Source organism: Ruminiclostridium papyrosolvens DSM 2782 (genome assembly GCF_029318685.1).
Classification (GTDB): Bacteria; Bacillota; Clostridia; order Acetivibrionales; family DSM-1351; genus Ruminiclostridium; species Ruminiclostridium papyrosolvens.
Genome location: NZ_CP119677.1, coordinates 789,411 through 802,826, shown reverse-complemented (window position 1 = coordinate 802,826; position 13,416 = coordinate 789,411). Strand labels below are relative to the sequence as shown.

Here is a 13,416-nt window from a genome sequence, read left to right as displayed (position 1 = left end):
ATATCTCCCCCCCTTGGATTCAGACATTTTTTTCTGTTCCTGCCGGCATTGCTGTACTTTCTGATACCCTTTTCAAAACATATTCTTTAAGCAGCTTATACTTCGCAACCAGCTTCACCATAGAATCCTGATTTTGAATACTTATTCCGAATGCAATTTCTATATCCCATACAAGTCTCAGCATTTGTAAGGAATCCAGTACGAAATCCCTTACAAGATCCGTTTCATCAGTTATATCTTGTGCCGACACCTTCATCAGCAGATTTTTAATAATCAGTTCTTTTAATTTTGCTTCAACAGTATTATCCATTATGCGTACCTCCAACTGAGTCTATATTTTTATTTCCTGATTTCTTACAGTTTTGCCGTTGGGGTTCTTTTCCAGTGCGGCTACAAAGTACACTTCTCTCGGAACCTTGTAATCCTCAAGATTTTGCCTGCAATGCAGCAGCACTTCCCTAAGCTCCGTCGAGGATTCATCCTCCGCAACCAAATACGCTGTGATTTTCTGACCGAGGAAGCTGTCGCTCTCTCCCCTTACCAGAGCTTCAGCAATTCCGGAACAGCTCCCCAGTACTTTTTCAATTTCCTCGGGATATACATTTTTTCCTGATTGAATAATCAAGTTATCTTTCCTTCCCATCACATACAGAAAACCTTCTTCATCCCTGTACCCGTAATCACCCGTATGCAGTAATCCATCCCCCAGTACTTTTTTAGTCAATTCGCTGTTTTTGTAGTATCCCAGCATCACATTGGGGCCTTTGACGGCGATTTCACCAACACTTCCCGGGCCTTGAAAATTTCCGGCTTCATCAACTATAAAAAGTTCAATATCCTTAATGGCTTTTCCTGACGAGCCTTGCCTTTTGATAAGCTCTTCACCTTCCAGATAGGTTACTCTTGGAGACGCCTCTGTTAGTCCGTAGGAATAAATCAGGTTTACCCTAGGGAATTTTTCATGGAGCATTTTAATCTCTTCACACCCTATGCAGGCTCCATAAAAGTTCATAATTCTCAGCTTTTCAAAACAGCAGCTTTTAAAGTCCCTGTGTCTCACCAATGTAAATAATATGGAAGGAACAGCAAAAAATACGGTAATCCCTTTTTTTCTCATTAGTTGTAGGATTAGTGAAGGAGTTGGTAAATCTCCTGTTAAGTACAATGAACACCCATTATATAATGAAATTAGCATTTCCCCCGTTATACTGGAGGCATGGTTTATATTTTTTACCAGAAGCACCTTGTCGTCGGGTGATAACCTCAGATAATCGGAAATCGCCTTTGCATTGCTGGTAATATTGTTATTTGAAAGCATAACCCCTTTTGGTATGCCTGTGGTGCCGGACGAAAAAAGTATAACTGCCAAATCGTGGCAATTACTGCATTCACTTGATTCATACACCTTTTCCTGCAATGGCGGAGCTTCTGCCAGTGTAATACATTCTGTGATACCATCCTCATTGACGCTGAATATACTCTGCATTTTCAAACAAACTTCCCGTGTTACTGCGTTATACACATCCTGATATTGCTTTGAACTAATGATAAACTTGATATCACAGAAATTTACTATACTCACCAATTTGTTTGCACCGGTATTCACATAAACCGGAATAATAATACCTCCGCAGCGGTTAACCGCAAAAAATGACAGTATGAATTCTATTGAATTCGCCAGAAGCAGTGCCACGTGATCCCCTTTTTTAACACCTTTTGCGGTTAATTCCTCAGAAAGCTTCAGAATTCTTATATACAATTCTCCGTAGGTCATATTACGTTCGTCACAGCATACGGCGATTTTGCCACGGTATTTTTCAACTGATTCTTCAAGCAAATCAATAATCATCATTAAGCTCCTGACTTATAAATAATACGAGATTATTTTCCCATTGAAATTCCATATATGAGAATATTAGGGTAATTAGGAAGCTGTATTTCAGTAACTTCCTTGTTTGCATCTAAAGCATGTTCCCTCAGAAACAAATGTCCTTTATTCTCCCCTCTTCTGACTATATCTTTCCTGACTTCAATAAGATTTCCGGAGTAAAATACTGACTCCCCAAATAACGGTACTCCTGAGTCGAAACATGTAAAGCCTATGTAAAATTCCTTTTTTTGTCCATCCGAGTATGTTACACTCATTTTCTCCGAAAAGCTGCCCCAGAAAGAGCACCCCACAAGCATAATGCTCTTGTACTTACCTGAAGGAATCTTAATGGTCTGACCGGTGCAGGAGATATTATCATAGGTTTCCTCAAGTATACAGGGAAGGCTGAAATGTAATTTGTCAGGGCCTGCAGCTTTCATCCCTTCAAAATCCAGAGTGTTAAAGTTATATGTTTCCGTCATTTCACCGGTACCTTTATTATTCAGATAATCCTTCAACTCGACAAAAACAAAATCCTTAACTTTTTCTTCCGATGGAGCTGTTTTTGAGGGTAATTTCACCGTGTCTGCCACGATACCTTTCTCTGTGCATTCAAGGATTAAGTGTGCCATTTTCTCCTCTAACACTGAGGCCTCCTCGATTTTTTCCCCAATCATTTTGCAGGCCGCCTTATCCGGACTACCCGTATAGAAGTGCCTAATCATTTGGTACTTTACTAAATGCCACATGTTGGATACGGTTTTAAAATTTTCATACAATTTATCAAAATTGTTTATATGATAAAGCTCATCAACATACTTTATTGCAGAAGAAAACAAGAATCTGCCCCTGCCAAGGGTTTCAATATTTCTTATGATACCTGCGTTAAGTGGATGATGATGCCCTTTTATCTCCATAGAGAAATCCATTGTATCCCTCACGCAGTCAGCTAAAGCTCTCATGCTGTCAAAGGAATTTATCGAATACCCTTCTCCAAGGAGCCTTTTTGCCCTGTCTCCGAAAAGTTTTCGCCAGTTTATTTCCTTTGTCTCATCCCTCATGGGTAAAAAAACGGTATATTGCTTATGTCCCTTGAGAAAGGCGTCTAACGGCAATAATACGACCCGTTTAAGAGAATGTATGTCTATACAGTAAACCCCATTTTCTTCCATACCAACTACCATCATTAATGTCTCATAGTGGGTATCTTTTTCATACTGATGTGCCCACGGCAGATAGAAGGAGTCCATCATTACTGATATTGGACGATTTTGTTCCAGCTCGGTCTTTACAACGTACATAATGTCCTTCCCCACATAGTCCTCGTTCCACAAAACCCTAATACCGTGGAACTCCTCCAAATGTCCCCACATCCACCAATCCTCAATAAAACCGGTATATATCCTGCCTCCCAATGTTCCCTCAGGACTTTGCTCCGGGGGAAGGAAATCAAACTTCCAAGCATCAAGAAATGCCATTTCATACCTTCGCTTGTAAAAAGTTGCTACGGTTGCAATCTCACTTTCAACACAATACATATCCTTTTCCTGCTTCAAGCTAATATCTAGCAGCATATTTAACAGCCTCCATTTTTTTCTTATCATAACGGTCGGGTCTTCTGACCACATACCTGTATTTTTCTTCAGATGCACCAAATTCCATATAATTTTTTCTTGCCTGATTCAATGCAACCTCATTGGCGCCATTGCTTTCATCCGGGTAGCACAATTGATAAAAGTCGTACTCCCATCCGCAGATTTCACACACTTCCTCAGTCTTTGGGGGCCTTTGTTCCAGTGTTTTATAACCACAACAAGGACAAATGTGTTTTTGACTTTTCAACTTTTCCTTTTTCCGTGTCATGCTTTTGTAATAAAAAATAAATGGATGGACAATAAGGTACAACAGTTTAAACCATAAGGATAAGGTCAATTTTTTGGGCAGCCGTGCGGTCTCATATCGGTATGTGGGTTTTATGCTTCGTCTGTAATAATTGATTAAAAGCCTTCCTGCATATGCTTCATAAATGATTTTCAAAAGTATATTCCAAATTGTACGGTCTGGAGGAATAAAACTCTTCCATGGTGTCATATGAAGATATCTGTAATATTCCTGTCTGTACGGATGCATGTCCAAATAATTCCACGGCTTAGTTCCTGAAAAATAACTGGTTGTATAATGAATTATCCACGGTTCCCTGACTGCTCTGGTCACATTTTCCCATACTACTTTCTCCTGTTCGTAAAACTCACAATGTGCAACCTGCTGATTCCATCGAGAGTCCAGCGGCAACCAACGGTTACATAATACTGCATTTAACCCGTCCTGATCAGCAAAATCAATCTTTCCTTTATTCTCAAAAAGAAACTTGCAGATGCTTTTAGAAATACTCTCTTCCCTCCATTTGACCAGATTAATTAACAGGACTCCGGCATTAAAGTAGCAGTCTTTCCTTTTCATACCCAGTTTTCTTTTAAGAGTTACAGCATACTCACCCGAGTATTCAACTCCACAATCCGCAACAGCCGCTAAAAAATACTCTGATACATCTGTTTTCCATAGTTCGGCTATATCTTTTATTACTACGATGTCACAATCAAGATAAATTACTTTTTCAACACTTGTGTCAAGCAGCTCCGAAACAAATATCCGGAAATATGTAGCATCACTTGCTGAGGGGCTTTCTCCAAATCTGGCATAAAAGTCTGCTTGGATAGTTATAAAGTTAATTTTACAGCCATATAAGCAGGTACATGAACAAAGCAACTCCTTATCAGCATCTGTTATACCTCCATCAATAACGTAAAATTCCAGACTTGTCTTCATGGAAGTATTCTCAAGCAATGAAGTAATCATGACCCCCAAATGCTGTACATAATGGCTGTCACATGCAGAAACTATCTTGACTGTTTCCATACTATCCTCCCTCACAATAAGTGGTTTGATTATATTTACCGCCGTAGTTTCACCCCTGAATTCCATCTCTATATTGCATATATGCTCTACGTAGCTCCAAAGCTTTCTCCTCAGGTCTGGTAGGGTTAATGTGAGCCCATGCACCAGTTTCACCGGATGCATTAAACTTTTGGCTATCCTTTGACCTCATAGGAGAAAAAAATTCAATATGAAAGTGGGAATGTGCTCCAAAATCCCCGCTGTTTACAGGCCCCTGTTGCATGCACATCATGTACGGGAAGGGATAATGGAACAACATATCGAGACTTCCTGTAATATCCTTTAATATACCTGCTAAATCAGACCTCTCACGAGCGTTGAACTGTCCCAGATTATTTTTGTGGCTCTTACTGACAATATATACTCCATAAGGGCATTCGCTAAAGAATGGTATAAAGGCTGCAAAGCTGTCATTTTCTAAAATCATTCTGTCTCTGTTATTTATTTCATTTTTTAGCATCTCACATATCAGACAGGTATTCTGTGTTCTGAAATATTCTTCACAGGATTCAAGCTCTAGCATTGCCCTTTTGGGTATATATGAATAACCGTATATTTGTCCATGAGGATGTGAAATGGTAGCCCCTACAAGCTCGCCCCGATTTTCAAATATGTAAATATACTTTATTCTTTCATCTGCTTTTAAGGCATTAAACCTTTCTATCCACAACTCCACCAACTTCTTCAGATGCTCCACCGACAATTGATGGAGGCTTGCCTTATGCTCGGGTGAATACAAGATAACCTCGCATTTGCCATAGGCGCCCTTAATTTTATTAACTTCATGAACATCATAGGAAGGTAAAGTTTCGTCCGGTAAATTTTGAGACAAGGCGGGAAAGTCATTTTCAAAGCTGTATACATCATAATCCTTCGGTACCTTCCCCGAACTCACACAAAAAGGGCATTGCTCCTTTGATATTACAGGTCTTCCCTGCCGTTTTGGTGCAATGATTACCCAGTCTTTTAATAAAGGATTCCACCGTAGTTCTGCCATAATAATACCTGCCTTTATGTAAATAAATTTATATTTTAGCCCATAGATGGCTCTGCAATCCCCTCAGAGCTATCTGTTCCTCAGTCTTGATTCTTGAAATCCCGGCAGCTTTGACAACTTGAGCTCTGGCTAAACTGTTTTGGTCTTCTCTTCCAAGTGTCTCAGCCAGTTTAAGATAAAATTTTATCAATAGGCTGTCCCTGTCTTCAGGACATAGACCTATGGCTTTGTCATAAATTCTGATTGCCTCTAAAAAGCCATCTGTGTCAACAACAGCTTTCTCTGAATAGAAGTCTTCTCTCCTTGCCCGGGAAGCTGTAGAAATGCCTTGAGGAATTCTATATAATGAGGGAATATCTGCGGCATATACAAACTTTCCTCCTCCTGCAGAATACCTTAGCCATGCATGCTGATCTTCTGATACTATAACTTCCGGGAAGGGATATTTATATGCTATCTGGGTTTTTACAGCCGTTGATGAAGTAAGATTGGTATATCCCTTAACAGTACCTATTTGTATCCACGCATCTTTTCCTTGCACCGGGTTCTCCCTGTGCCCTTCAAGAATTTCAAGTATGGAAGGAGTCAACGCTTTATCCGGAACAGGTTTCATATTTTCGTCAATCACTTTGAATGTAGAATATACAACTCCGGCTTCGGGGTCTCCCATAAAAATTCTTCTGACAGTATCCAGTCTTTTTGGGTGGGATACATCATCAGCATCATTGAAGAGGATAATAGGCGAATTATTTTTATATGCCCATTCAATACCAATATTACGGCTTATACCCGGTCCATCGTTTGTTGCTTTAAATATTAGATGAATCTTTTCAGGTTTAAGCTCTTTTATTTTTTTTAAGTATTCTCTGGCTTCAAGGGAAGGAGACAAATCGTCCACAATAACAATTTGCCAATTATCGTTGGTTTGGCTTAGTATTCCATCTACGGCTTGTTTCAGATGTTCCCTGCTTTCTTCGTGGTTTTGACTCCAATGTGCCATTACAAAGGTTGCAGTACCTTTTTCATAATCTGTATTCACATTTACCTCCATGATATCGAAAATGACATTTTCATTCGGCTACCTTTTCCGCCACCCAGACAGAAATGGCATGGAGAATCACGGTATGTATTGTTTCAATTATTTCCATGCTGTCTGAATTCACGGCAATTGGGAAATCCACCATGGAAGACAGCTTTCCGCCACCCATCCCGGTTAAACCTATAGTATACATTCCCAAGGCCTTCGCAGTGGCTACTGCCTCCAAAATGTTTGGAGAATTCCCGCTTCCGCTTATGGCAATCAGCAGGTCTGAGTCATGTGCCAGGTTTGCAATTTGCTTGCTGAATATATTAATATAATTCATACTTTCAGCCACATGAGTAATGATTGCCATATTGGAATTTAAGCTTATTACACGAATATTACAGCTATCCATTACAATTTTTGACATGGAAGCGGCAAACAAATTGGCATTAGCACCGCTTCCTCCATTTCCGCAAATAAAAACACTACAGTTTTTTTTCAATGCCTCCAGAACATACCGGGCAGAATTCTCAATTTGCACTTGTTCTATGGCATGTAAAGGCTTTTTAAAGTCTTCAATCATTGTTGACAAGGTCATTGCATTTACCTCTTTTCTCTCGATTACTTTTATGCAAACCGCAAGTTTTCACTATCCATCAATATCTCGGTTCCACCTGCTTCCAAATCGAAGCTGAATTCTTTTAAATCACCCAGTTTATTGCGAACAGAATCCTGTAATTCCGGTTTGCAGATAAGGAGAAGGAATCCGCCTCCACCTGCCCCTGTAATCTTTGCACCCATAGCCCCTGCCTTGAAAGCTCTTTCAATTAACTCGTTAAGAAAGTTGTTGCTTATTTTGCTTGCAAGTTGGCATTTTAATCTCCAACCCTCCTGCATTAATGTTCCCAGTTTCTCAAGGTCTTCCCCGGACAAAATTTTCAAAGCATCATTAACCTGTTCTTTTATTTTCCTCAAAACAGGCCTTGTGTGGGTAATAAGTCTTGTTTGTTCTTCAAGAATATCTTCTGATTTATGTCCGATTCCGGTATAGAACAACAGTAAATACTTTCGTAAAGCCGGTAACATGTTATATATAGGTTCAACTTGTTGCACCTGTACACTCCCATTGGGTTTAAATACTATTTTGTTCAATCCCCCATATGCAGCTATATATTGATCCTGTTTTCCGATAGGCTTGCCAAGGATATCAATTTCAATTTCGCATGCCTGCTGCGCCAAGATCTCTTTAGAAACCTTCTTTCCGCAATATGTATAGAATGCATTAAGCAGTCCCACTGTTAAAGTGCTGGAAGACCCTAAACCACTCCCGGTATGAGGGATATCCGATAGAATCACAACTTCGACTCCACCTTTAATTCCCGCTTTACGCATTGTTTCACGTACCAAATCATGTTTTATTTTATCTATGGAATCAACATCCTCTTGTTCAAAATATTTAATGTGTATTAACCGGTCAAAGCTTTTATTAACAATGACATGGATGTATTTGTTTATAGAGCAGCTAAGAACACACCCTTCTTCTTCCCTCCAGAACTGTTGCATATCAGTACCTCCGCCAAAAAAGCTAATTCTTAGCGGTGTTTTTGAAATAACCAAAATCTCTCCTCCCTTTTCATCATCGTGCACCTCTGCAGCAATGAGCTGAGATACTACTGTTGTCTGCTAACCACTCAATCCGGGTTTCATAATAACTGACTTACTTTGCATATCCCCTCCTTATTGATATTTGGTTTGAATTCATCACTAAGTATTAACTGAACTGCCCCTGTCAAATCCCTTGCCGAATAATGGGGTGTTGCCTTTATAATGTCCCGGTGCTTCCGGCCGTGTGTCAATAAAATTGTGGTAAGTGAAGATTTAAGACCTGCTTCGATATCTGTAAGCCTGTCTCCTATTAAAATGCCATTTTCCATATCCAACGGCAGTTCATCAAATGCCTTTGTAATCAATCCGTTTTGCGGTTTTCGGCAAGTACAGTTTTCAGAGGAGGTATGTGGGCAATAGTATATTTTGCTGATAATTGCACCTTGTTGTAACAAAGCTTCGCACATTCTTTTATGAATTTCCTCCAACGTTTCTTCACTGATAATTTTTTGCCCAATTGCAGACTGATTCGTTACGACTACTACTGCATAACCTTTTTCATTAAGCTTGTTAATTGCATCTGCCACTCCGGGAAGAAAATTAAATTCATTCCAGCTCTTTATGTAATCAGGTCTGTCCTCATTGATAACTCCATCCCTGTCAAGAAATACTACCGGCTGGGTGAGTTCTTCCCGCAGCAGGATTGCCCAACTATGGCACAAAAATTCCTGCATGTCTTCAACATGTTCCGGTATACTGCTCCCAATGTGATACAGCACATGGGAGTTTTCTTCCAGTGTCCCCGGTACTTGCCCTGTAATTGAAACAACTCGCAGCCCCCTTGTATAACTGAATTTTGCTGCTTCTATCAAATTTCTGTGTGGAGTACCGGAAGAAAATATCATAACCAGATCACCTGCCGAAGCATACGCACGCAGATATTGAGTATATGTCTGCTCCAAACATATGTCGTTGGATACTGCCGTGAAAAATGGCATATTCTCCGGTAGTGCAATGACTTTAATACCAAATCCAAGCTTGCCGGCTATTATCCCTCCTGCATTTTTCATTAAGTCATTTGCAAAATGACAGGCTGTAGCAGCACTTGTGCCATTACCGATAATAAATACAGTATGCCTTCTCTTTAAAACTCGCTTAATTTCATCTAAAATAGTATAAAAAGCGGATTGCTCAACGGAAGCTGTAAGTTTTGATGCTTTCGTGAGATAAGCTTCAATTGTTTTTGTCACTTTGATGCTCCCTTCCTATTAAATATATTTTTGAATAATATTAAAATTGAAAACTAAGTCCCCTGTTGCTTTACATAATTCAAGTATCTCCCCGAAACCTGTAAAAAGTGTGATTTAATTAAATATTCCATATCCTCCAATTTTTTTGAATCACTAGAATAGAAATTTATGTTTTCTTTCCCTTGCAGTATTTTCGAGTACTCATTGTGCTCTATTCTTCCGAAAAAACTGTAATCCCGCTCTGCATTAAGCTTGTCTATAAATGAATCTGTGAATTTATAGTGTTTTAAAAGTCCATTTACATCTGCGATATGTGCTTTGTTACAAAAATGAGGATTTGTTATGGGCTCAATTTTACGGTCTATGAACATCAACGGATGCTTTATCAGTAAATAACGAGGAATTTCCTTTTTATTGATTACGATTTTTCCAAACAGCTTTCTGCGTATACCTCCGTAATAATATTTCATTCCCTTGTCCGAAAGTACGTTATAGTTGCAAAAGTTGAGGTTGTGCTTAAAATATTTTCCCTTTTTGACTTGAGAAATATCATAATAACAATATTTATCTGCAAGTCGATCTGTATAGTTCGTATCTAAAACCCTGCTGTTTTTTGAAAACATATCCAGCATATAGGCAACAACTGCGGTATATTCGTTTTTGTTAAGATAGTCTAAAAATTGTGCCAGAGAAATCCTATCAGAATAGGGGTAGTCAAACAGCTCATCCACATCCACGCACAGACACCAGCAGTTATCAAAGAGGCTCTGTATAATGGCTCTCCTTATTTCACTTTCATATACCATAGAAGGCTTTATATTTACCTGATAAACGGTAACATTGGGTTTGCCTTTTAGAAACTCTACGGTACCATCGGTAGAATTATCATCAATAAATACAAAATGTTTTACCCCCAGATTATTATAATGCTCCAAAAAATCTTCCAAATAATCCATTCCGTCTTTGAGAAGACAAACCACAGCCAACTCATTCTTTTCCAAATTAATGGCTTTGTCTCCAAACATGTGAGGGATATCTCTGTAAAATACAGTTCTGTCAGGGTCGGTGCCGAAATTACGGACATGCTTTAAGAATTTTTTGTCTTGAGTCTTACCGGAAAGCATCTGAAGAAAGCGTTCTCCTATATTATACCAATTGTAACATTCTACTTTTGAACGTGCGTTCTCTGAAACGAAATTCAGCATTTCACCGTTATGTTTTTGCATATCTAACACTACTTTTAATGCTGTCAGTAAATTTCTTTTGGTCCATGTAAAGGGATAGCAGCGTCTGGATGCATCCGATAATTGATTCCCGATTACTATTATCCCCATGGCAGCAGCATAAATAATGCTCTTACCATAGTTGGGATACCTATTGGTATCTATAAGTGCTGCACTTTCATTTAATGCTTTGCAGTATTCCTCTTCGTTATTGCATTGAACAGTTTCAATATTATATTTCATTAATTTCCGAATTAATTTTTTGTTCCCGTTCTTATAAAAAACCACCCTGAGCCTCATATTATATTTCTTTACAAACCTCTTAACCCTGAAAAGGTTATTTAGCTTGCCTGAATGTATAACATTTATATACTTATTTTTTTGAGAATTATTCCCGGAGCAGTATGTCTTGATTTTTTGTATATCTGCCGGGTATGCCAGTTCATATACCTGTGCGCCTGTTAATGCTTCCAGTCTTCTTGATATGCTGTATTCCGTTGCAAAAACAAAATCCGCTTTTTGTACAGCATCAGTCAATTCTAAAAAATCAATGAAGTATTTTTTCCAGCATTTTACCGGAATATCCATACTGACAACAAGCTTGGTCTTTGACCTATAACCGATTCTGCCCCTTATTGAATGTATAACAGGAAGGTTTTCTGGTGTTAATTGTACATGAATTATATCAAAATCAGTGTCTTTGAGACGGCTTATTATTTGGCCTGCCTTGAAAATATGTCCTTGGAATACATTCAGCCACTGATAGAACCCGACAGCTTCTATTTCTTTTTTTTGAGTATGCATATCATCATCATTTGTTATAATACAATATTTTATCTGCTTTTTAGCTTCCATTTTCTATTCCCCCAGATAGCTTTTAAATTAATATCCCTGATTCTGCTTTTCCATTAAGTTTCCGGCTACAAGATGCCAGTTCTTATCCTTTTTGTAAAACAAATATGGTGCGTGGTTATAATAATAAATTAAATGTGTAAACCTTCTTTCCGTCGCCCCAAACTGGATGAAATTATGCTGAGCCTGCACCAGAGATACTTCATTTGCGCCTCCGTCAAAATAGGGATTTTCATGCTGTTGGGAGTCATACTCCCAGTAGCAGACTCTACAGGCTTCATGTGACTCTATTGCCTCTTTTGTAAATGATTTGTAGCCACAACAGGGGCATGTATACTTATCAGAGAGTGCGTATTTTCGGGAGGCTTCCTTCAAGGCTCGAGGAATTGTGTACCTGACAGGAATAAGAGCTGCACAAATCAGCCTTCCCAGGGCAGATGCTATATTTTCCGCAGGTTTTTCATTTTGGATGTAATAAGAACGGACCGTAAGCCTTGAGAAAAGTCTTAGATATGTGTAAATTAATGGAAAAAGCAAAGAGTATATCAGCTTGAATAATTTGGATTCAACCAATTTATCCGAAAAATAACTCTTGTCTATAATAAAGTAATCTCTAATTTTCTTCTTATACAGGTAGAAACCCCTTCCAATCGGAGTCTTCCCAAGGAATTTTCCAAGTACATCTACAATAGTAACCTTTGGAGCAGTATCATTCCATGGAGTTAGGCGAAGATACCTGTGATATTCCTCCTTTAATGGATGACAATCTTTATATTGCCATGGCTTAACCTGCTTTGTATAGTGAATAATCATGGGATTGAGAGCCGCCTTCATCACGTCAGGCCTGTCAATTCTATTTCTTTTTAAAAGCTCCAGAATATCCGCCTGTTGATTCCACTCTATGGGTAATTTCAGCCATCTGTCTTTGAAAACAGCATTTAGACCATCCTGATCCGCAAAGTATATTTTTTCCCTGTTTTCAATCAAGTATTTTCTTATTGTCTCAGTAGTTTTGTCAGCCCGCCATTTGTCCAGATTAATTAATAAAACCCCGGCATTAAAATATTTACCTTTTCTCGGAATACCAATGTGTTTTTTCACCATGGTTGCGAAATTTCCGCCAATATCAATGCCAACATCCTCAACCGCCGCCACAAAGTATTCGGAAATGTCATTTTCCCATAGTTTGCGGATGTCACCTTTAATGACTATATCACAATCAAGGTATATGACTTTCCTGACCGAAGCCTCAACAATTTCAGGTATAAATATGCGAAAATATGTCACATAGCCAAAGTATGATTGTGTTTTAAAATCCTGATACAATTCAGGTTTAAGTTCTAAAAATCTAATTCGTGAGCCATACTTTTCAACACAAGCACGCAGACATTCCTTATTCCGACTACTGATGCCTCCATCTATCACAAAAAAATCCACATTTTCTCTTACTGCCGTATTCTCCAAAAGAGATGTTATCATTACTCCCAGATGCTGGGCATAATTATTATCACAAGCTGAGACTATATTAATAATATCCATAATTGATCCACCTAACCTGACTTTTCTGGACTTACGTCCATTCAACACCAAACGCAATCAGGTGTTTTCGATAAACAAATTATATAAGTAAAATTTCCAAA

11 protein-coding genes are annotated in these 13,416 nt (G+C 38.7%); all 11 read right to left on the bottom strand.

Annotated elements, in window-relative coordinates; translation table 11 throughout:
- Positions 1-19: 19 nt before the first annotated feature.
- Complete coding sequence (locus P0092_RS03750) at positions 20-310, bottom strand: acyl carrier protein (RefSeq protein ID WP_004618810.1); 291 nt, start codon at positions 308-310, stop codon at positions 20-22.
- A 21-nt stretch (positions 311-331) separates the two neighbouring features.
- On the bottom strand, positions 332-1,852 hold the full coding sequence (locus P0092_RS03745) for a class I adenylate-forming enzyme family protein (RefSeq protein ID WP_276187075.1): 1,521 nt from the start codon (positions 1,850-1,852) through the stop codon (positions 332-334).
- Between the two features lie 29 nt (positions 1,853-1,881).
- Positions 1,882-3,444: a hypothetical protein gene (locus P0092_RS03740; RefSeq protein ID WP_004618814.1), complete on the bottom strand. Its 1,563-nt coding sequence runs from the start codon at positions 3,442-3,444 to the stop codon at positions 1,882-1,884.
- Positions 3,428-4,786, bottom strand: a complete 1,359-nt coding sequence (locus P0092_RS03735) for a glycosyltransferase (protein ID WP_004618816.1) — start codon at positions 4,784-4,786, stop codon at positions 3,428-3,430. Before P0092_RS03735 ends, P0092_RS03740 begins: the two co-directional genes overlap by 17 nt.
- A 49-nt stretch (positions 4,787-4,835) precedes the next feature.
- Complete coding sequence (gene galT / locus P0092_RS03730) at positions 4,836-5,822, bottom strand: galactose-1-phosphate uridylyltransferase (protein ID WP_004618818.1); 987 nt, start codon at positions 5,820-5,822, stop codon at positions 4,836-4,838.
- 28 nt (positions 5,823-5,850) lie between these two features.
- The gene (locus P0092_RS03725; RefSeq protein ID WP_004618820.1) at positions 5,851-6,861 is read right to left on the bottom strand and encodes a glycosyltransferase family 2 protein; all 1,011 of its coding nucleotides are present in this window, start codon (positions 6,859-6,861) and stop codon (positions 5,851-5,853) included.
- A gap of 31 nt (positions 6,862-6,892) precedes the next feature.
- The gene (locus P0092_RS03720) at positions 6,893-7,429 is read right to left on the bottom strand and encodes a D-sedoheptulose-7-phosphate isomerase (RefSeq protein ID WP_276187074.1); all 537 of its coding nucleotides are present in this window, start codon (positions 7,427-7,429) and stop codon (positions 6,893-6,895) included.
- Positions 7,430-7,473: 44 nt separating this feature from the next.
- Positions 7,474-8,463, bottom strand: coding sequence for a GHMP family kinase ATP-binding protein (locus P0092_RS03715; protein WP_004618824.1), 990 nt, complete (start codon positions 8,461-8,463; stop codon positions 7,474-7,476).
- An 86-nt stretch (positions 8,464-8,549) separates the two neighbouring features.
- Positions 8,550-9,701 (bottom strand): HAD-IIIA family hydrolase, encoded by a 1,152-nt coding sequence (locus tag P0092_RS03710; RefSeq protein ID WP_004618826.1) that lies wholly within the window; start codon positions 9,699-9,701, stop codon positions 8,550-8,552.
- Between the two features lie 53 nt (positions 9,702-9,754).
- Positions 9,755-11,779 carry a glycosyltransferase family 2 protein gene (locus P0092_RS03705; protein ID WP_004618828.1) on the bottom strand — a complete coding sequence of 675 codons (2,025 nt, stop codon included), beginning with the start codon at positions 11,777-11,779 and terminating at the stop codon, positions 9,755-9,757.
- A 27-nt stretch (positions 11,780-11,806) separates the two neighbouring features.
- Positions 11,807-13,315, bottom strand: coding sequence for a glycosyltransferase (locus tag P0092_RS03700; RefSeq protein WP_004618830.1), 1,509 nt, complete (start codon positions 13,313-13,315; stop codon positions 11,807-11,809).
- Positions 13,316-13,416 lie beyond the last annotated feature (101 nt).